General features: G+C 32.1%; 18 protein-coding genes. 10 read left to right on the plus strand and 8 right to left on the minus strand.

Annotation, left to right across the window (positions count from 1 at the left end):
* Positions 1–29: 29 nt before the first annotated feature.
* Genes mltG through dapF form a run of 3 tightly spaced genes read right to left on the minus strand, consistent with a single transcriptional unit; the run spans position 30 to position 2,409 of the window.
* Positions 30–1,064, minus strand: coding sequence for an endolytic transglycosylase MltG (mltG, locus tag ACZ098_RS03265; RefSeq protein WP_487310301.1), 1,035 nt, complete (start codon positions 1,062–1,064; stop codon positions 30–32).
* Positions 1,065–1,075: 11 nt separating this feature from the next.
* Complete coding sequence (locus tag ACZ098_RS03270) at positions 1,076–1,609, minus strand: GNAT family N-acetyltransferase (RefSeq protein WP_487310302.1); 534 nt, start codon at positions 1,607–1,609, stop codon at positions 1,076–1,078.
* On the minus strand, positions 1,606–2,409 hold the full coding sequence (gene dapF / locus ACZ098_RS03275) for a diaminopimelate epimerase (protein WP_487310303.1): 804 nt from the start codon (positions 2,407–2,409) through the stop codon (positions 1,606–1,608). The genes ACZ098_RS03270 and dapF overlap by 4 nt, the downstream gene beginning before the upstream one ends.
* Positions 2,410–2,541: 132 nt before the next feature.
* Between dapF and ACZ098_RS03280 the strand changes: the two genes are divergently transcribed.
* The 8 genes from ACZ098_RS03280 to ACZ098_RS03315 all read left to right on the plus strand — a co-directional run bounded on the left by ACZ098_RS03280 (position 2,542) and on the right by ACZ098_RS03315 (position 11,043).
* Positions 2,542–3,930: a S1C family serine protease gene (locus tag ACZ098_RS03280; protein WP_487310304.1), complete on the plus strand. Its 1,389-nt coding sequence runs from the start codon at positions 2,542–2,544 to the stop codon at positions 3,928–3,930.
* 202 nt (positions 3,931–4,132) lie between these two features.
* A complete protein-coding gene (locus ACZ098_RS03285) occupies positions 4,133–5,581 on the plus strand; it encodes a glyceraldehyde-3-phosphate dehydrogenase (protein WP_487310305.1) in 1,449 nt (482 codons plus the stop codon).
* Between the two features lie 184 nt (positions 5,582–5,765).
* Positions 5,766–7,232 (plus strand): hypothetical protein, encoded by a 1,467-nt coding sequence (locus ACZ098_RS03290; protein WP_487310306.1) that lies wholly within the window; start codon positions 5,766–5,768, stop codon positions 7,230–7,232.
* 4 nt (positions 7,233–7,236) lie between these two features.
* The gene (locus ACZ098_RS03295) at positions 7,237–7,593 is read left to right on the plus strand and encodes a hypothetical protein (protein ID WP_487310307.1); all 357 of its coding nucleotides are present in this window, start codon (positions 7,237–7,239) and stop codon (positions 7,591–7,593) included.
* A gap of 102 nt (positions 7,594–7,695) precedes the next feature.
* Positions 7,696–8,574 carry a hypothetical protein gene (locus ACZ098_RS03300; RefSeq protein WP_487310308.1) on the plus strand — a complete coding sequence of 293 codons (879 nt, stop codon included), beginning with the start codon at positions 7,696–7,698 and terminating at the stop codon, positions 8,572–8,574.
* Positions 8,565–9,014, plus strand: a complete 450-nt coding sequence (locus tag ACZ098_RS03305) for a hypothetical protein (RefSeq protein WP_487310309.1) — start codon at positions 8,565–8,567, stop codon at positions 9,012–9,014. Before ACZ098_RS03300 ends, ACZ098_RS03305 begins: the two co-directional genes overlap by 10 nt.
* 865 nt (positions 9,015–9,879) lie before the next feature.
* Positions 9,880–10,251 carry a hypothetical protein gene (locus ACZ098_RS03310; protein WP_487310310.1) on the plus strand — a complete coding sequence of 124 codons (372 nt, stop codon included), beginning with the start codon at positions 9,880–9,882 and terminating at the stop codon, positions 10,249–10,251.
* Positions 10,252–10,377: 126 nt separating this feature from the next.
* Entirely contained in the window at positions 10,378–11,043 is a 666-nt protein-coding gene (locus ACZ098_RS03315) for a hypothetical protein (RefSeq protein WP_487310311.1), read from the plus strand.
* Positions 11,044–11,110: 67 nt separating this feature from the next.
* Here ACZ098_RS03315 and ACZ098_RS03320 read toward each other — a convergent pair whose 3' ends face one another.
* Together ACZ098_RS03320 and ACZ098_RS03325 are read right to left on the minus strand one after the other, a co-directional pair.
* Positions 11,111–13,378, minus strand: a complete 2,268-nt coding sequence (locus ACZ098_RS03320) for an aconitate hydratase (RefSeq protein WP_487310312.1) — start codon at positions 13,376–13,378, stop codon at positions 11,111–11,113.
* 309 nt (positions 13,379–13,687) lie between these two features.
* Positions 13,688–14,038: a hypothetical protein gene (locus ACZ098_RS03325; protein WP_487310313.1), complete on the minus strand. Its 351-nt coding sequence runs from the start codon at positions 14,036–14,038 to the stop codon at positions 13,688–13,690.
* Positions 14,039–14,172: 134 nt separating this feature from the next.
* On the opposite strand from ACZ098_RS03325, the gene ACZ098_RS03330 reads away from it, so the two are divergent.
* Together ACZ098_RS03330 and xrtN are read left to right on the plus strand one after the other, a co-directional pair.
* Entirely contained in the window at positions 14,173–16,671 is a 2,499-nt protein-coding gene (locus ACZ098_RS03330; RefSeq protein ID WP_487310314.1) for an XrtN system VIT domain-containing protein, read from the plus strand.
* Positions 16,672–17,904, plus strand: coding sequence for an exosortase N (gene xrtN, locus ACZ098_RS03335; RefSeq protein ID WP_487310315.1), 1,233 nt, complete (start codon positions 16,672–16,674; stop codon positions 17,902–17,904). It abuts the gene before it with no gap.
* 54 nt (positions 17,905–17,958) lie between these two features.
* Here xrtN and ACZ098_RS03340 read toward each other — a convergent pair whose 3' ends face one another.
* The 3 genes from ACZ098_RS03340 to ACZ098_RS03350 form a co-directional block, all read right to left on the minus strand.
* Entirely contained in the window at positions 17,959–18,912 is a 954-nt protein-coding gene (locus ACZ098_RS03340) for an AAA family ATPase (RefSeq protein ID WP_487310316.1), read from the minus strand.
* 72 nt (positions 18,913–18,984) lie between these two features.
* Positions 18,985–20,388: a peptidylprolyl isomerase gene (locus ACZ098_RS03345; RefSeq protein WP_487310317.1), complete on the minus strand. Its 1,404-nt coding sequence runs from the start codon at positions 20,386–20,388 to the stop codon at positions 18,985–18,987.
* Positions 20,389–20,397: 9 nt separating this feature from the next.
* Positions 20,398–22,356 carry a peptidylprolyl isomerase gene (locus ACZ098_RS03350; RefSeq protein WP_487310318.1) on the minus strand — a complete coding sequence of 653 codons (1,959 nt, stop codon included), beginning with the start codon at positions 22,354–22,356 and terminating at the stop codon, positions 20,398–20,400.
* Positions 22,357–22,410: the final 54 nt, after the last annotated feature.

Below are 22,410 nucleotides of genomic sequence, written 5' to 3' on the forward strand. Positions count from 1 at the left end.
AAATAGCTATTTTAACTTTTGAATTCAAATTATCTCGTTGTTCCTTGTTCGTTAATCCACTTACTATATTTTGCAGCATTCACCTGATGCTGCGCGTAGGTTGAAGCAAATTCATGGTATCCAAAACGTTCAACGCTTGCACAGAAATAAATATAATCATTATCATCCGGACTTAAAACCGCATCAATTGCCGAAATATCAGGCATCGCAATTGGCCCAGGTGGTAATCCAATATTGTTGTACGTATTATAAGGCGAACGTATTAGTAAATCGTCATACAAAACGCGTTTGATAACCTGATTAAAATCGTTATCTCTTAATTTTAAAGAATAAATTACCGTTGGATCAGCTTGCAATGGCATTCCTTGCTCTAATCTATTCAGATAAACTCTAGCGATAATCGGACGCTCGTCTGCTTTTACACTCTCTTTATGAACTATCGATGCTAAAGTAATCACCTCAACTGGTGTCATGTTTAATCTTTTGGCTTTTATCAATCGCTCTTTGGTCCAAAAATTTTTATATTCTGCAATCATTTTATCACGAAACTTCTCGGCAGAAATATTCCAATAAAATTCATACGAATTCGGTATAAACATGGCAAAAACGTTGTCTTTAGTAAATTGATTTTCTTTTAAAAAAATCGAATCTCTAAAAGCAGCAAGAAGTTTTGTAGTGTCGGGCTCAATTTGTGAACTAATTCTTTCACATAAATTTTCTAGTCGTTCCTGATTATTGAACGCTAATTTTACTGGGACATTTCTTCGCATTGCGGCAACCAAAGCAAAGTTACCCATTCCTTTTTTAAGTAAAAATCGTCCTGACTTTACATTTTTATCGTATTTACGAAGGCTTGCCATCAGTTCGAATCCGCTTAAATCATTCACATAAGGAGTAATTATTTTTTTAACGTCTTCATAATTGGAACCTGTTGGCACCGTTACGTAGATTTCTTCTTTTGAAAAATTGGTAGTACTAGAAAAGAATTTTATATAAACTACCGATGCCACAACTACTCCGATAATTCCTAGTACAATAACTGTTGTTTTTAATTTCTTGTTCAAAACAAATGATTTTAATGTTGGTGATTGATTAATTGAAAAATGGCTTCGTCTTGATACTGATTGTGTATTAAAATCCAGTCTTTTTTGACGCCTATCTTTTGAAATCCAAAAGTAGTAAAAAGCTGAATACTTGCTTCATTAGTTGTACCAATATTTGCATAAAGTTGGTGCAATTGCAATTGATTAAAACTGAAATTAAGCAATAATTGCAGTGCTTCTTTACCAAGTCCGTTATTTCTATCGGTTTCTTTGTGAATTACAATGCCAATTCCTGCTCGATTATTTCTTGGATCAAAATCGAATAAATCAATTAAACCAATAGTTTCAGAAGTCTCATTCTTACAAATGGCAAGACGCAATTGCTTGGCTTCAAAAATATCCTGATGCGTATTTTCGAGGTACTGCCGAATTAAAAATTTGCTGTAAGGTGTTTGCGTATTGCTCACGTGCCAGATGGATTCGTCGTTCTCTATCGTATAGATAAAGTCCAAATCTTCTGGTTCTAATGCGCGTAAGTATATTTTTTCTCCGAGTAATGTTGTCATATCTCTATCTCTCCTTCAAATACAAAAGTTGCTGGACCAATTAAAAAAACATGCTGATAACCATCTGCAACTTTATCAAACGTTACTTTTAACTTTCCGCCTTGAACGTCTAAATCAATTGCAGTGGCGCTAGTTTTTCCTGTTGCATACATAGCAATTGCTGCAGCTGTTGCACCAGTTCCACACGATAAAGTTTCGTCTTCTACACCACGCTCGTACGTTCGTAATGCAAAATGATTTTCGGATATTTGTTTTACAAAATTCACATTACTTCCAACTTTTCCGTACAATTCAGAATAGCGTATTTCGGCACCATTATTTTTTACATCATAATTTTCTAAATCTTCCACTAAAGTTACATGATGTGGCGATCCAGTATTTAAAAAGGTGTATTCAGAATTAATTTTTATCGCGTCTACATCTTTCATTTGAAGCGAAACAATGCCATTTGTATCGATACTTGCGTGATGCAAACCATCTGTAGCAATAAATGTTGTAGAACCAGCTATTACATTCAAATTTTGAGCAAAAGCTACTAAACAACGACCTCCATTGCCACACATCGAACTTTCATTTCCGTCAGAATTGTAATAAACCATTCTAAAATCTACCTTCTCGTTAGACAAGTCTGTCGAATTGTCATTTTCTAATAAAATTAATCCGTCAGCACCAATACCAAAACGTCGGTCGCAGAGACGTTCTATTAGTTTGGTATCGTTTTTTGGAAAGAAATTTTGACGATTATCAATCATCACAAAGTCATTTCCTGTTCCTTGATATTTGTAAAATTTAACTTGCATTTTTATATTTGTATGTTACAAAGTTACAAATATTAATGGGAAGTTAAAGTCTGTTAAACGAGCGTTAAACTGATTTTTGAAAAATAATAAATTCTTAATTTTGATGTTAAATCATTTAAAACAATTAATAAAATGAAAAGATTATCAAGTTTATTTTTAGTGTCTTTGTTAAGCGGTGCGACAACACTTGGTGCTTATAAATTATTTATTGAAAAAGATGCGCAAGGAAATTCAATTGTTACACAAGCACCAAATTATGCTAACAGAACCGTTGGATTGGGTGCTGAAAATGTAGATTTTACTACTGCAGCTGAAAATGCGGTACACACTGTCGTACACGTAAAAAATGTTTCGGTTAGAACGGTTTACAATCCAATCATGGAATTCATTTATGGTTCTCGTGGCGGCCAACAACAAGAACAAATTGGTACAGGAAGCGGTGTAATCATTTCGCAAGACGGCTATATTGTAACCAACAACCATGTTATAAAAGATGCGTCTGAACTGGAAGTAACTTTAAACAACAAAAAAGTATACAAAGCCAAACTGATTGGAACCGATTCTAAAATGGATATTGCATTATTAAAAATTGATGCCGATGAAAAATTACCGTTTTCTTCTTTTGCCGATTCCGATCAGGTTAAAGTGGGTGAATGGGTTTTAGCAGTTGGTAATCCTTATAATCTAAATTCGACTGTTACGGCAGGTATCGTTTCGGCGAAAGCAAGAAATTTAGATACCAAAGGAATCCAATCGTTTATTCAAACCGATGCGGCTGTAAATCCCGGGAATTCTGGTGGTGCATTAGTCAATACAAGTGGGCAACTAATCGGAATTAACACCATGATTTCGTCTCCAACTGGAAGTTATACTGGATATTCATTTGCAGTACCAAGCAACATCACAAGAAAAATAATTGAAGATTTAATGGAATTTGGTAACGTACAACGAGGAATTCTTGGCGTTGAAGTAACCGAATTAAACGGACCAATGTCTAAAGAACTTGGCGTAAAACAAACCGAAGGTGTATATGTAAGAAACATCAATAAAAATTCTGGAGCTGAAAAAGCGGGCATTGCTAAAGGCGATGTGATTGTAAAATTAGACAATCAAACCATCAATTCGTTTTCAGAACTGAGCGCTTACATTAGTACCAAACGTCCAAATGACAAAGTAAATGTAACATACATAAGAAACGGAAAAACGCAAGTTGTTCCAGTTACATTAGTTAAAAATGATCTTGCGACAACAGAATTGAGAGGTTTGGAAATTGAAAATATAAATGCAAATGACAAAAAAAGGTTTAGAATTGATGCAGGAGTAAAAATCAATGCCATAAATAATGAACGATTAAAACCTTATGAAGACGAACTTATTGGTAGCGTAATTTTAAAAATTGATAATGAAAACGCATCAGACGTTGAAGTTGTTTCAACATTAGTTAATAACAAAGATGCACAAAAAGGAATAAGTTTACAAATTGTAACCATGTCAGGTCAATTGATTCGAATTATTATTTAAAAGAACAACTTAAAAATAATTGTAGCCATTCTGAAGAAATTTAGAATGGCTTTTTTATGAATAAAATTGTGCTGTTAAACAATTTATAAAAAAAGATGGAAAATATTTCACGAAAACGTTATAGTTGATTACTTTTGCACCGAAAACAAAAAAATCTGAACAACATCAGGTTTAAAAACACAAAAAAATAATTTCTTTTCTTATGAATCACAACACTTTATACGAAAAAGAACTCTCTTTTCAGGCAGACAGAAGAAAAGCTGGAGTTGAATTTATCAAAATCATTAGCGACTTATGGTACGACAAATCCATAGAATTGGTACTTTTTAGAAATCAATTGATCGATCGAAACGTAAGCGACATCATCAACTTGCACGAATACGCTGGCGAATTTGTTGGAAAACCTATAAATGTTTTTGATTCGGTTGAAATTGCAAGAGCGATTCTGAATTTAGATTTACCACCAGCCCGAATTGATATTGGAAAACTTACTTATGAATATCATTTGGAAGACAATAAATACCACGATGCCCGAGCTTTTGTAATTGATAAATTAAAGAATGCTAAGTCGTTTCAAAACATCAAACCTAAAGATGTAGTACTTTATGGGTTTGGTAGAATTGGTAGATTATTGGCGCGCGAAATGATGAGTAAGATTGGAAAAGGACAACAACTCCGACTTCGTGCTATTGTAACTCGTGACAAAAATGATGCTTCCACTTTAGAAAAAAGAGCTTCATTACTTCGCTACGATTCAATTCACGGCGATTTTGAAGGTTCGGTAACCGCTGATGTCGAAAACAATGCCTTGATAATTAATGGAACAACAGTTCACATTATTACGGCCAATTCACCTGAAGAAATTGATTATACACAATACGGAATCGAAGAAGCGCTTGTAATCGACAATACTGGAGCATTTACAACAGAAGAAGCATTACAACGCCATTTAGTTTCTAAAGGAGTTGCTAAAGTTTTGCTTACCGCACCAGGAAAAGGTATTCCTAATATTGTTCACGGTGTGAACCACAACGATTTTAATCCAGATGAAGTTGCCATTTTCTCGGCTGCTTCTTGTACAACGAATGCTATCACTCCTATTTTGAAAGCCGTTGAAGATACACTTGGAGTCGTAAAAGGGCATCTAGAAACCATTCACGCTTATACTAATGACCAAAACCTGGTTGACAACATGCACAAAAAATACCGTCGTGGTCGCGCTGCTGCATTGAATATGGTTATTACCGAAACTGGTGCAGGAAGTGCCGTTGCCAAAGCATTACCAAGTTTGGCTGGAAAATTAACGTCCAATGCTATTCGTGTTCCAGTTCCAAATGGTTCTCTTGTAGTTTTAAATTTAGAAGTTGATAAAGAAACTTCAGTTGAAGAAGTAAATGCCATCATGAAGCAATATGCTTTGGAGGGCGAATTGGTAGAACAAATAAAATATTCGTTGAACAACGAATTGGTTTCATCCGACATTGTAGGAACATCAGCACCATCAATTTATGATAGCAATGCTACTATTGTTTCGGCCGATGGTAAAAATATTGTGCTCTATGTTTGGTATGATAACGAATACGGTTACAGTCATCAAGTTATTCGATTAGCAAAATATATTGCCAAGGTAAGACGTTATTCTTACTACTAGTAAATTATTAATTCAGATTCTAAAATCCGTTTGTCGTTGATGAACGGATTTTTTTTATATAAAAAAATATATTTATATTAAACTTTTGTGTATCATTGTATTACAAAACAAATAGTAACCAATTTACAATCAACCTTATGAACAAAAAATTAAATTAAATTATTTAATCAGATCAATACTTGTATTGGTTTTAATTGCCTTCACAGGATGTGAAAAAGAACTGTATGAAGATAATTTACGTAACGAGCGCCCAAAAATTAATTTAAAACAAAAATCACTTGACGAATTGTTGAAAATTCCAATCTTTAATGATGCTTTCCAAAAACTGGCAAAAACAAAAAGCAAAATTGCAAATAAACAGTCTGCAAGAACAGCGCTGGAAGATCAATATGATTTTACTATTGTGGAAGACGAACCAATAAAAATTATTACTGATCAAAATGGAATTTTGTATTACACTATTTTAATAAAAAGAGAAGGTGAAGTTGATCCTTTGAAATTTGAAAATCTTGTTATGAAAATTGATGATGAGGAAACTACCGCAGCAATTTTTAAATATACAACATCTGAGCCAGCAAAATATTTACCTGAATTGGAAACTTACAGGATGAATATAACTGACACCCAATCAACAGATTTGGTTATTGACGGCAAAACATTTATGGCTAATTCTAATAATCCTTGTTTTACATCAATGACTATTATGTGTTTTCAACACAATAGCGGCTGTACGCCTACTGAGCCACATGTTGCAACAGCATTTTGCATGGAATCAAATACTTGTAGTACTAATTATATTTATGTCGATCCGGGATATGTATGTTTGACTGGCACCTTAAACAGTGGCGGTGGTGGAGATACCTCAAGCAATCCTGCTGGTCCAAGCTCTAATAATAATGGAAACACTGGCGCAAGTGCTAATGGTGGAATAACTTTGTCACCGATAGGTAGTGATCCAACCTATACACAAATTAAAAATATAATTCGCTCTTTAAGTCCACAACAACAAGCTTGGTACAATAGTCAAAACAATATTATACAAACGACAATTAGTCAATTTTTAATAAACAATAATTTGTTTAATGGTAGTACATTAGTCATAAGCCAATTAATAAACTCAAACATAAATAATTCAATTGTTAATTTAACTCCATATTTTAAGTTTCCTGATAATAGTAATTATGAAAATTTATACCCAAGATTTACCGAATATATTAAGAATAAAATTCCGCAATTAAGAAATAACTCATTTATTATTAGTAAACTTGTTCAGTATTCTGAATTACCACAAGCAACAATAATAAATGATTTACAATGGGGTGTTGGGCCTACGATTCAAGTCGTACAACTTGACGATTTCTGTGATACTTGTGATGACGAAACATACGGTCTTTTTGACTCTTCGAATCCAAATGTATTATATGTTGATATTGATATAGTAAATCTAATTGAATCATCAAACAATGCCTCACAAGTTGATTCATTGTCATTTTTACTTGGCGTTACAATTTTACATGAATATGTGCATTTGGGAGATTTTGTAGATGGTGTTGATCAACCAAGTGAAGAAGGATTGCTATTTGAACAAGCCACCTATGGTGAATCTATTTGGATTAATAATGCAGGAACAGTTCTTATCAAAAAAACTTAATAATATGAAATCTATAATAATATCGATAATTCTTTTCTTCTTTTTACCACAAGAAAAAACGCCAAACTGCACTTTAATTCAAGACTGTTTTACTAATGCTGAGTTTATAAAAACATTAAATTTGTATGATAAAAAAATAATTTATATATCTAGTAATAGTTATTGTGAGTTTAATAAAATATTGCATAAAAACCTCGAAATAAAAACAATAAAAGCAACTGACAATATTATTAGCAAAAATGTATTTGAAATAAAAAAACTAAGTTCTGACCGATTAATATTATACTTTATTAGTGAAAACATTGAAATCGAAGTAGTCAAGCAACATAATAATTTAACTTTTAGGTATCTAGAAAAATAAATTAGCTTAAAAATTAATTAAAAAACCTATGCTATGCAAAGTCTCCAGACTTTGCATAGCTTGAGATCAAAGTCCACTAGGAACGCCTTGTAATTAAAATTTATGAAAAAATTAAAGAATCCTAGTAATCCGCTTTATTCAGAATGTTATGAGAATAGTCCTCAGACTTTTAAAGATAAATTAAATACCTTTTTAAATAACGAATTCACAGATCCTAACCAAAGTGCTACCGATGCAGCGATCGAAGCATTTGCTAAAGAGGCTTCTAATGCGCAATGTAATGGTGGCGAAGTTGATTTTGATAATAAAGTAATTCTTGATTCTACTTTTGTTAATAATCCAAAAATTATGTGTGTTTATGAGAAATTGAGAACTATAAATGCATTCAATAAATCATTGGAACCTTTTGAAATAGGAACCCCAATAGCTTTTATTAAATTAAAAACTGCCGTATTACCTGATAATGTTAGAGCTGAAACTTCTGAACCAGATTCAAATAATATAATTACTATCACTTTAAATAGTTGTACTACTACTACATGTCAAAATGGTATTACTTACCAGCCAAATTTACTTTTAGCGCAAACAATAACTCACGAAGTGCTTCATGCGGAGTTTTTTAGAAGAATTATAGTAGCAATAAATAATGGAACTTTCGTTTATGACATTAATTTAATGATCAATGCATTAGAAAATAGTCAATATAGTGAACTTGCTGAATATATTAGGACAAGAAATGATTGGTCTCATAATTATATGGCTGAGAAGTTTAGAAGAGCAATTGCAAGAGTAACGCAAGAATATGCAACAGGTATATCAGTTACTGGCATTCCTGATGCGTTTTATACATCACTAGCATGGAGAGGTCTTAATGACAATACTGTTTATGCTTGGTCTATACTTCTACCATCTACACAAACAGATATTAATAACGCAATAGCGAATTATATTGCAGCAAATGCTAATCAATTATGCAATTAATAAGAATAATAATAGTATTATTAGTTTGTAATTTTTCCTTTTCGCAAGAGAAGGAAAAGTTATATATATTACATGTACAAGGAAAAATTGATACATGTCAATTTAGTCCATTTAGAGATGGCAGAAATAAAAAACTTGCAAAATTCAAACATAGCTATCAAATGGGTTCTTTTGTTTTCGGACACTTATTTTTTTTATTAAAAAAAGATTCTAAAATATCTGAAATCAACGAGGATGAATTTAAGAAAATAAAATTTGGAAATATAGATTATTTTATGAATAAAATGCAGATTCCAAATAATCAACTTTTAAACCCAAATACCATTTTCGATATCTATATAGTTACCTCAACTTTTAACGGAATGTATTTAATATTAGAAGCAGAGTGGAAAGATGTTTTTATAGATTGCGATACATGTCGTTTTGATTATTTAAATTAATATATCAAGCTCCGCAAAGTATTCATATGAAATGCTATGCAAAGGCTCCTGACAAAGGCTTAGATTAAACAACATTAAATTTTAAATTATGAAAGTCATTCTATTAATTTCAAAACTATCCTTTATTAAAATTTTTATGTGGATAATTTTTTTAATCATAATATTTACAATAATTAAAAAATTATTAAAGAATGATTCTACGAAATAAATGGAGATTACAGATTAGAAGATTGTAAAAAAGTTTTTTTATAAATTTATAATAATCTTTAGTTTAAAACTTTACTAAAAACTCCGCAAATAAAACTACACTTTGCGGAGTTTTATTTAGGTAATAAACAAACTTAATGATATGAAAACAAAAATTATTTTACTAATTCTAACTTTATTTTCATCAGAATTATAGGTGTAATTTATTGTACCTATGTAACTAACCTAACAGATTAATTATGAGAAATATTATTGAAACCCTAACGGGCTTAATACCAACCTTTATTTTAATTTTTTTTATTTATTTTCTTTTCAAAGTATATAAAATTTTAAAATTATACTTACTTCTAAAAATTAAGTTTTACGAAAAGCAATTAGAAAAATTAGAAAATGAGAACTCTAATAAGCAAATGTAGATGTTAAATTAAAAGATACTAACAACGTTGTTTATAATTTAATATACATAAAGAACTTTAATAAATAGTGACACTTTCCTAAAAGTGCATAAATTAAATATATTGGGGTTTGACTTTTTAATTAAAGTTGAACCCTTTTTTCAATAATTTATATTTCGCAAAAAAACAACAACAAAACCAATTGATAATTAAATTAATTTTATATATTAGCTTCTTACTTACAAATCAACATATTCCCTACTATGTTAAAACCCCTATTATTCTTGCTTTTAGCAAGTCAAGTGCTATTTAGTCAAGAAAAAAAAGATCCTGTTACCTACAAGTTTGGCCACAATGGTATGGAACTTATTGTTAAAAATAATGCTGAAACAATCATTATTAATACTTTTAATTCCAAAGTTGCCATCAAAGAAGAAATAGCTGAGAAAATTTATTCGTTATTCAAAAACAATGCTATTAATAGTGGAGAAAGCTTGGTTGTAGATGGTACTAAAGCCAAAGTAAAAGGATTGTGTTACATCACTCAAAAAGGTCATCTCACTTCTATTGACTTTTATTATAACACGGTGGAATGGAATTCAGGAATTACCGAAGTTTACACGAAATCGTTGTAGTTAAAATTGTAAGAAATTTATATTTTTAACGCTAATTAATGCATTTTATCTAGTTTTTAACACCTTTCGTCTGATTATTTATTTTGTTTTTAGTAAATTTAAGTCTAAACTCTAAACAAAATAATCATGAAAAAAGTTACCCTAATTTATTTCATGTTCTACCTTACTCCGTTTTTTAGCCAAGTAGGTGTGGGAACTTTAAGCCCAACTGCATCCTTAGATGTTAATGGGAATTTGAGAATTCGTACTGTTTCTCAAAACAGTAATACAACGGCATCAAAAGACTCTATTTTGGTCTCAAACAACGTTGGAAATGTGATGCGAGTGTCCTCCAAACAAGTTATTGAAAGTCATTTTAAAACTTTCATAAAAGGTGCATTTGTTAGTCCAAGCGATGTCAGTCTAACTTTAACTTCTGGCACAAGAAAAATACCATTCGATTACGAAGAATTTGATACTAATAATGAATTTGACACTACAACTTCAACTTTTACCGCTACACAAGACGGTATATACGAAATCAATGTTCACATCAAATCCAGTGCTTCGGTAGGAGTCGCCACCGACTTAGGCGTGGCTATCCTAAAAAATGGCACTATAATTTGCAGAGATGCTTTTGCTAACATAGCCATTCTTTCAATAAATGCAACACCACCTGTAAGAAGTATTAGAACGCTCACCACTTTACTTGTTGGAGACACCATAACATTTAACATGAACAGTACATTAGGAAGTCTAGGTATTTTAGGTTCTAAAGAAGATACTTATTTCACAATACATCAAGTACGATAAAAATACTTTTCAACAAAAAAAACGCTCAATTTACATTGAGCGTTTTTTTTAGAAATTATAATTCGATTTAAGCATTGTCTGCAGCAGCAATCAAATTTAAAGCTGAACCAGCAACATACCAACCGATTTGACTTTCGTTGTACGTATGATTAGCTAAAATGATGTCTTTCGAACCATCAGCATGAACAAATTCTAATGACAATGGTTTTCCTGGAGCAAATTCTGTTAAGTCTAAGAAATTAATGGTATCATCTTCTTGAATGGTATCATAATCAGCTTCATTAGCAAATGTCAAAGCAAGCATACCTTGTTTTTTCAAATTGGTTTCATGAATACGTGCGAATGATTTTACCAATACCGCTTTAACTCCAAGGAAACGTGGTTCCATTGCAGCATGCTCTCTAGACGAACCTTCACCGTAGTTTTGATCACCTACCACAATACTTGGAACACCAGCAGCTTTATACGCTCTTGCAACTGCAGGAACAGCAGCATATTCTCCTGTAAGTTGATTTTTAACTTTATTGGCTTCTTGGTTGTAAGCATTTACAGCTCCAATTAACATATTATTAGAAATATTATCTAAATGACCACGGAAACGCAACCATGGTCCAGCCATAGAAATATGATCTGTAGTACATTTTCCAAAAGCTTTGATAAGCAATTTAGCACCCGTAATATTTTTTCCATCCCAAGCATCAAATGGAGCTAACAGTTGCAAACGATCTGAAGTTTCAGAAACCGCTACAACAACATTACTTCCATCTGCAGCTGGCGCTTGAAAACCTGCATCTTCCACATCAAAACCTCTTTTTGGAAGTTCGTCACCAGTTGGCGGGTGTAATTTCACAGCTTCGCCATTATCATTTAATAACGTATCGGTAATTGGGTTGAACGATAAATCACCCGAAATTGCTAATGCTGCTACCATTTCTGGAGAAGTTACAAAAGCATGAGTATTTGGATTTCCATCGGCACGTTTCGAGAAATTTCGGTTAAACGAGTGTACGATAGTATTTTTTTCTTCTTTATCAGCGCCAGCTCTATCCCATTGTCCGATACATGGTCCGCAAGCATTGGTAAATACTTTAGTTCCCATTTTTTCAAACGTAGCGATAATTCCGTCACGTTCGATAGTATAACGAATTTGCTCAGAACCTGGATTGATTCCGAATTCTGCTTTAGGAGTAATTCCGTGAGCCACAGCTTGTTCTACAATTGATGCAGCACGTGCCATATCTTCGTAAGATGAGTTGGTACATGAACCAATTAAACCCCATTCTACTTTTAAAGGCCAACCGTTTTTAGCTGCTTCTTCTTTCATTTTAGAAACTGGAGTTCCTCTATCTGGAGTAAATGGTCCGTTAATATGCGGTTCTAATTCCGATAAATTAATCTCGATAACTTGATCAAAATACTGCTCTGGATTTTCGTAAACTTCGTCATCACCAGTTAAGTATTTGGCAACTTTATCTGCAGCATCAACAATATCTTGACGGTCTGTTGCCGCTAAATATCTTCTCATCGAATCATCGTAACCAAAAGTTGACGTAGTAGCTCCAATTTCAGCACCCATATTACAAATGGTTCCTTTTCCTGTACAAGACATATTGATAGCGCCTTCTCCAAAATATTCTACAATGGCACCAGTTCCACCTTTTACAGTAAGTATATCAGCAACTTTCAGAATTACATCTTTTGGAGCAGACCAACCGTTTAATTTTCCTGTCAATTTAACTCCTATTAGTTTTGGAAATTTCAATTCCCAAGACATTCCAGACATCACATCTACTGCATCAGCACCACCAACACCAATTGCCAACATACCCAAACCACCTGCATTTACAGTATGTGAATCGGTACCAATCATCATTCCACCAGGAAATGCGTAATTCTCTAAAACAATTTGGTGAATAATTCCAGAACCTGGTTTCCAAAAACCAATTCCGTATTTATTAGAAACTGAAGAAAGGAAATCAAAAACTTCTTTAGACTGTGAATTGGCCACAGCCAAATCGGTAGTTGCTCCTACTTTAGCTTGTATTAAGTGATCGCAGTGAACTGTTGTTGGAACTGCAACTGTTTTCTTACCAGCATGCATAAATTGTAACAATGCCATTTGCGCCGTCGCATCTTGACATGCTACTCTATCTGGAGCAAAATCAACATAATCTTTTCCTCTAGAAAAAGCTTGTGAAGGCGTACCTTCCCATAAATGTGAATATAAAATCTTTTCAGAAAGTGTTAACGGACGACCAACCAACTCACGTGCTTTATCGACACGCTCTGCCATTGTACCATACACTTTTTTAATCATTTCGATATCAAAAGCCATAATATTATAGGTTTATTTATTTGCAATGCAAATTTAATGAAATTAATGACAATTAAAAAATATTTAATAAATCCTATATTTCAAAAGATTATTATCGCCAAATCACCAATATGACTACTTATTTGTATATAAAAATCAAATTTTAGTAAAAATTTTGATTAATTGTTAATTTAAAAACTTTTTTTTATCATATTCGAAATTTAGCAAAATGCACACCTGCAAAGAACGTTTCTAAATTAGAGCAAAAACCCAATTTTATTTGATAAAAACCGCAGTTCAAGGTGATTTTACTATAACGATATAGAAAACTTAGAATGTTTTAGAAAGTGCTTTATAAAATAGCCCAATAGAAGAAGTGATTAAAACAAAACAGATCAAAAAGCCAACAGAAATTAATTGAATTGCAGCAGAATCTAGGGTTGTAAATTTATTAAACTCAGATAGAACGGCCAAAATCATATACAATCCAAAAAGGAAAAGGATAGAGCCTAGTACAACTCCTATTATTTTATTCTTTAGAAAAATTTGAAGTGCTGCAATTACAAAAACAACTATGGCAAAATAATTGACATGACCCGAACTCCTATAATTCTCTAAAAACCAATACATTGATACTGCACTAATAAAAATTTCCGGAAGAAAAAATAATTGTTTTTTCATGATGTAACAGTTTTCATAACTAACGAGCAAAATATTTTTTTAGTATAAATAAAAATAAATCTCAAAAAACATTGTGGTTTGAATTATTAATTTAACTTTGTATTTCAAAGTACTTTTAAAATTAAACTACAATTATGAAAGAAATCATTCACTCTCTAAAAGATTACTCTACTACAATTGGAGTAAAAATCAGTTTAACAGTAACATTTATAAGTTTTGTGTTGTTCACAATTGCGCTCATAGGCATTAATTTTGAACTAGAGCAATTAGAAACATTATGTTTTCTAAGCATCTTTTTCGAATTCTTATATGGCGTTATACTGTGTTTTAAAATTTTGAAAAACAGAGAAAAGTACAATCACTTAATTCCATTTCTAATTTTAAATTGGTTTATTGGTTGCTTCTGTACCAACGTCTTTATTAATATTTTCGAAAATCTACCAGTATGGGTTTATGTTGCAACCTTTGCTTTTTGCCTCACCAATTTTCTAATATACAGCAATTACAAGCATAAAATCTACACACCAGTTTCGTATTTTATAAATGGAGTTACCTATTTACTAATAGTATACTATACCTTATATCTACTGCCTTATCTGCCGATATCGTTTATCGGGATTTTAGCAATTGGCATGGGATTTTATGGTTTAGTTCCTGTTATAGTTTCTATAATTCATACCACAACGTTGGTTAAATTAGTACTAAATAATAGAGTAAATAGCAACTATTTCTTGGCTGGTATAACATCAGTTTTTGTTGGAATGATAATTTTTGTATTTCTGTTGAACCACGAAAGCAAAAAAATTGGAGAAAACTCTGTTACAAAGTCATTTGAAAATAATGACGATTTGCCTACTTACATAAAGATTTCTCAGAATTTAAAACCCAATTTCTTCAATGAAATACTATTAAAAAAAGACATTGTCTACATCTGCTCCAATGATTTTTTTGAGTTTAGAGGATTGAATTCTTTTGGAAATAAGCAATATAATGAAAGAAAAACACACAATCCAATTATAAATATTGGGCTACTGCTTTCAAAAGATCTGAATCTGAGTGTTGATGATCGAATTGCAATTTTACAGTCCAATTTTGATAAACGATTAGAAACCGAAGAACAACTTTGGAGCGGAAATGATTTGTTTACAAAAAACATCAAGGAAGACATAAAAATATATGCTGATGAGCGATTGGCTTATACCGAAATCACTATGGATATTGCTTGCGATAAAAATTCATGGGGACAAAAAGAAGCTATTTACTCCTTTCAATTACCCGAAGGTTCTGTGGCAACATCACTTTCACTTTGGGTAAATGGCGTAGAACGAAAAGGCGTATTAACTACCAAAGAAAAAGCAGCAAAAGCATACAAACAAATTGTAGGTGTAGAAGCCCGAGATCCATCACTAATGCAATGGAAAGAAGGTAATAAAGTTGTAGTTCGAGTTTTTCCTATTAGTTATGAATTACCTAGAACTTTTAAATGCGGATTTACAACTCCATTACAAGTTGAAAACAACCAACTGAAATACCGAAGTTTGGATATAAAGGGTCCAAATATCAATGCAGCGGAAACGATTTCTAGACTTCAAATGGTTGGGAATTCTAAATTTGAATCGGACAAAAAATTTGAACTAAAAAACAACTTTTATATCAACGAATCTACTGGTTTAGAGGAATGGGAAGCGAAGATACCAAATAACAATCAATTCCTGTCGAAGTCATTTGTTTGGAAAAATAAAGTCTATAACATCACTGAAATTGAACGAGAAACTACTTCATTTGATGCAAGCGAAATTGTACTTGATTTGAATAGCAGTTGGACTTTAGAAGAAATTAAAAGTATTTTAAACAATGACAAGAATAACTACTATACCTATTTCAATAATCAGAAAGCAGCAATAAATTTGAGTAACTATAAGGAAATACAATCTCAATTTGAAAATTTACAGTATTCTTTAGTACCACTTTATAAATTAACCGAAAATTGTTTGGTTGTAACCAAATGTGAATCGTTTTCAGCCAATTTTGAAGAACTTGAAACGTCAGATTATTTAAAAAAAATTAAAACCCGAACGAAACAAAGACACATCAAAGTAATCAATATTTCTGAAGAAATTAATCCGTTTTGGCAAACTATTAAAGAGCAACACTATGTAGAATATAGCAAAACTGATTTAAAAACTTGTATTAAACTTATTGCCGACAATAAATTTACTTCCTATAAATCATTCGAAAATGTGGTAAACATCGAACCATCAAACATTTCAATTCATGAAAATCCTTCAGAAAAAACGTCTATCAGTAATGGTTCCAATCATATTTACAGAATGTATACTTTTGGTAAAGTTCTAGAAGAACAAGTGAAAATTCAAGCTGATAGTTTGGCAAATAATAAATATGTTGATTTAGCAAAAGACGCGAATATTGTGACACCAATTTCCTCCTTACTTGTTTTAGAAACCGATGAAGATTATGAAAAAAATGGCATTGAAAAGAATGTAAACACACTAGGAAATGCATCAATAAACAATGATGGAGCAGTTCCAGAACCGCAAGAATGGGCAATGATCATAATTGCATTTGTCCTAATTAGCATTTATTACAAAAAGAGCCAAAAAAAGGTAGCATAAATGAAAATTTTATCCCAAAATTGTAAGTTGTTATTTACTATTTGTTTGATTTTATTATTGGCAATGAACTACAACATTGTTAATTTTGGAATTGAAAGCGACTTTTTTGGGATAATTATCTCGGCACTATTATTTTTTATTGGTGGAAGAAAAACAAGTTTTAATGTAAACTATTTCCTTATACCGTTACTATTGCTATTTGAATTTGTTAGTTTTAGATTGCATACTAAATCGCTTCATTTTCTTTCGTTATTACTATTCATCTGTTTGATTTACTACCATTTTACAAAAAAGTTTTCGTTTATTGCTTTTATCTGTATTTTGCTATTTTCTTCTTTATTTAATAAATTTTTCGAGCATTTAACTACCGAAATTAAGCAATCTCTATGCAATACAGTTTATCTAACCTTAAGAAACTTTATAACAATTGATAAAATTGAAGGTGTAAATTTCTTCATTAACGGATCAAAAATAGCAATTGATACTGCCTGTATGGGATTGTCAATGTTTAAAACTGGTTTGCTTATTGGTGCCGTTTTATTAACATTAGAAGAAAAAAAGCAACAAAAATATTTTGGAATATTTCAAATAATATTCTTTTGCATGATTGTAATTATACTAAATATTTTATCCAATTACTTTAGAATTATTAGTTTGATTTTACTGAATTGCACGAAAGAAAATATGCTACATCACTCCGTTGGTTTAATGTGCTTTATTGTGTATCAAGTTATACCCATGTTGCTTTTGATTCGATTTTTTAAACCGAAAAACGATGTGATTGTAACAACCAAAAAACCTTCAAAAATCACCACAATCTTTGTTATTTATTTTATAATTTTTGTGACTAGTTTACAAATGAAAAATGAAAGGAGCGACACACTTCTTGAAAATTTAAATCCAAAGTATAACATTGCATCAGGACAATGGATTGACAATGAGGTTTTCAAAATTCAAACACCACATACACTCATTTACATAAAAACACCATCACATAAACCTTTAATTTGTTGGACTGGCGACGGCTATAAAATTATCGAGTCCAAAGAAATATTGATAAACAAGGAGAAAGTTTGGTACAATGTTATGGAGAAAAATAATGTGAACTACGTTTCTTATTGGTGGTATGAATGTGGCGATAAAAAATATACCTCTTTCGTTGAAGTGATGTTTATGAAACTAATTTACAATAAACCCATACGGTTGATAAATGAAACTAGTATGATGAAATAAAAAAACCTAACAGGTGCAACACGAGTTAGGTTTATATAATTTTGAAATTATTGTTTACATCAGCTTACTAATAATTACCTCTTCGGTAATTCCTTCGGCATCGGCTTTGTAATTCTTGATGATTCGGTGTCTTAATATTCCCGTTGCAACGGCTTTGACATCTTCAATATCTGGAGAGAATTTTCCGTTGAACGCAGCATTTGCTTTGGCGGCTAAGATTAAATTTTGTGATGCTCTTGGTCCAGCACCCCAATCTAAATAATTGTTCACATACTCGGTAGCTAACGGACTTTTCGGACGCGTTTTCCCAACTAAAGTGACTGCGTATTCGATTACATTATCCGCTACAGGAATGCGGCGAATTAAATGTTGAAAATCGATAATTTCTTGTGCAGAAAACAACGGATTTATTGTCGGTTTAGCGTCAGAAGTGGTACTTTTTACAACCTCAACTTCTTCTGCAAAAGTGGGATAATCTAATTTTATGGCAAACATAAAACGGTCTAATTGCGCTTCTGGTAACGGATAAGTTCCTTCTTGCTCAATTGGGTTTTGTGTAGCTAAAACAAAATACGGTAAATCCAATTTGTAGTTTTGACCAGCAATGGTTACCGATCGTTCTTGCATAGCTTCTAATAATGCGGCTTGCGTTTTCGGCGGCGTTCTGTTAATCTCATCTGCCAAAATAATATTAGAAAAGATTGGACCTTTTATAAACTTAAATTGACGACTTTCGTCCAGAATTTCACTTCCTAAAATATCCGAAGGCATCAAATCGGGCGTAAACTGAATTCGCTTAAAATTCAATCCCAATGCTTGTGAAATGGTATTTACCATCAAGGTTTTGGCCAAACCTGGAACTCCAACAAGCAACGCATGTCCGCCAGAAAAAATACTCAACAATATCTGATCAACTACATCGTCTTGACCTACAATAATTTTAGAAATTTCTTTTTTAAGTTCTAGTCGCTTCTGAACTAAATTTTGTATCGCTGCTACGTCTGACATTTTAAATATAAATTTTAGACTATTAGGTTTTTGGGTTGGTGGGTTTTATGGAGCAATTTACTATTCAAGAAACTACTTCTTCACCCATTTATTGGTAAACTCGCAATTTCTGTAATCACCATTTATCTTGATATACGTTTCTTTAATCTTTTCATTAGTCCATTTTGCAATGGCTTCAATCTGCTTTTCTTTCAAAGCCAATTCTTTAATTTTAGCGTAATCTTTACTGTAATCGGCAGTATGCTCATCAATACGATTGGTTACCATGATAATTTTGAATTTCTTTCCTTCTCTTGGATCGTCAGACAAAATTACCGTTGATATTTCGTTGTCTTTTAAATTAGAAACCTGACTGTATAATTCTGGATCCATTTTGGTCAATTCAAAATGCGTGTCTTGTGTTTTAGGGTTAATCAAAGTACCACCGTTAGCTCTAGTTTCTTTTTCATCAGACATATTACGCGCAGCATCGGCAAACGTAATTTCTTTATTCTCTACTTTCTTCTTGATTAGCTCAATTTTTTCTTTAGCTTCTTTTAATGAAGCATCAGATACTTTAGGCATTAATAAGATGTGTCTTAATTCTAAATCTTGACCTTTAATTTTCTCAAGCATGATGATATGAAAACCAAATTCGGTTTCAAATGGCTCTGAAATTTCTCCTTCTTGCAATGAAAAAGCTACATCTTTGAATTCTTTTACAAAGCCAGTTTTTCTATTTATTTTATAAAAACCTCCTGTTGATACCGATCCTTTATCGTCAGTGTAGATTACAGCACGCGTTTTAAAACTGGCACCAGCCAATACTTCTTGACGAATCAGATTTAATTTATCAATAACCTTTTGTTTTTCTTCCTGAGTAATTTTGGGTGTTACAACTATTTGCGCAATTTCTAGTTCAGCACCAAAAACTGGTCGGTCGGCTTCTGGAATTTTCTTGAAAAAATTTCGTGTCTCTTCTGGCGTGATGGTAATTCCATCTACAATTTTACGTTGCATTTCGCCAGCAAGTTTTTGCTGTTTCAATATTTCGAACAATTCGGTTCTAAAATCGTCTTCGTTGGATTTCTTGAAATATTTAATCACTTTTTCCATGCTGCCCAATTGTTCTACCATGTAGTCCATTTGTTGCGCCATTTTCTCTTTTATTTCTTCATCTTTAACAATTACCGAATCCTGAATGGCTTGGTGTGCATACAACTTATCTTCAAGAAGTTTACCCAACATTTGGCAACGCGTAATGTCTTTAATAGAATTTCCTTGACTAGACAATTCTAAAAATGATTTATCAATATCCGAATCTAAAACATTAAAGTCACCAACTGTGGCTATAACGCCATCTACTTTCATTCTTTTAAAGGTTTTAACAGAATCTTTAGATGTTTTGGCTTCTTGGATAATTTCCTGCGCATGCATGCAAAATCCTGCGAATAAAAATGCTACGAATACTGTGGCTTTATTTATTAAATTTGTCATTATAATGTATTATTTCTTTAATTGTTTTTTTACTTTCTGAAAAACGTCATCGTTAACTGATATTGCAAACTCTTTTTTCAGTTCTCCTACCCAATTTTGTTCCAAATATTGTTGGTAATCGTTAATGGCTTTGCCACGACACTCGTCTAATGTTTTTTCTCCGGTAGGCATCACTTTCAAAACTTTGGTAGCATAATAATAATCGCCAATTTTGGTGCTATCCGAAAGTCCTACTTCAAATTTTGTACCTTTTGGCAAAGCATCGGCACCTTCTTCATACGTACCTTCGCTAATCATGATATTGACCACATCTTTGGTATTCAACTTATCTTTTATTGCTTGTACATCGTCTGATTTTTTAAGCATTTCAATTGCTTTCTTAATCATATCGGCATTAGTAGAAGAAGCAACAATTGCAGTAACTCTTGGTTTCCAAAGATAATTTTGTTTGTGCGCTAAATGAAAAGTTTTCAAGCCCAATGTATCTGTTTTAGAACGTTGCCAGATTTCTCTTTCCATCAAATCGAACAAAAGTAATCCGTCGCGGTATTCTTCCATAACGGCAGAAAAATCGGGAAACTCGTTTTCTAGATTGTCATTATAATAAACATTCAATTGCTCATCGATAAACTTCTCGTACAGAACGTCTGTTAATTTAGTCACCGGCTTAATTGCAATTCCTGATTTTTCTTGAGCTTTTACGTAGTTTAAAAAATCGGTTCCCGAAAGAACTTTAGAACCCAAAGTAACCAACTTACCATTATAGATTTTGGTATCTACAGGAAACTCTAATTTACTTTCATAAAAATCGTTGGTAACTAGTTTTTTAACTACTTCATATTGCTTTTTATCTGTTTTTACAGGATATTTTTTACGAAGTTTTTGCGTTAACGAATTTACAATCAAACGAGAACGATCGTCTTTACTGATTTTATTCTCCAATTCTGATTTGGATTCATCTAAAGTTTTGATTGGAAATTTCTCAATAAACTTGACAATATGCCATCCAAATTGCGATTGAAATGGCTTGGATATCGGATTTTCTTTCGACAACGAAAAGGCTACTGTTTCAAATTCTTCCGAACTTAATTGACCTGAACCAAATCGATTTAAAACGCCACCTTTGGAAGAAGATGATTTATCTTCAGAAAACTGCTTGGCCAACTCTTCAAAACTTTCACCTTGTTGCAATTTTTTATAAATGTCTTCGATAGTATTCTGAGCTTTATCTTTACTTTCACCCTCTTTAGGATTCAAAATCATAATGTGGGCTACCGCTATTTCGCCTCGATTTTCACGAATGTCATTCACTTTTATTAAGTGGTAACCAAATCGAGTTCGTATTGGTTTAGAAACTTGTCCTACTGGTGTTTGATAAGCCCCATTTTCAAAAGCATATACCATCCTAAAACTAGTAAAATAACCTAAGTTACCTTTATTTTCTTTAGCAGATGGATCTTGAGAAAACTCCTGAGCCAAGGTGCCAAAATCTTCACCTTTCAACACTTTTTCACGAATTTCTACAATTTTTTTGTAGGCTGCCAAAGTATCTTGTGGTGTAGCATTTTCATCCGCTAAAATCAATATATGGGAAGCGTTGATTTCTTTTTTCAATCGTTCGTAACCTTCTTCAACTAATTCCTTAGTTACTTTAGAATCGGTTGTATAATTCTTAGCAAGTTGAGTACGGTAACTTTTCAACTCATTTTGATATTGCAAATTGTTTTGCAATCCCAACTTGTTGGCTTTAGTAACTTTCAATTTATAGCCTACAAATAATTCTAAATATTGAGTCAAATCCTTTTGAGATTCGTCTTTAACCAAATCTAAATTTTTGTTGTAAACCCTAATAAATTCATCGGTATAGTAAGGCTTATTGTCTATTTTGAAAAGAACTTCTTTGGAATTTTTTTGAGCGGTCGAAAACAAACTAACTGCTAAAAAAAATCCTAAAACTATTTGCTTCATAGGTAGTAACGGTTTTTATTAAATCTAAAATAAATAAATCTAAATGTGTTGTGA

It is taken from the genome of Flavobacterium sp. SP2 (assembly GCF_057626655.1).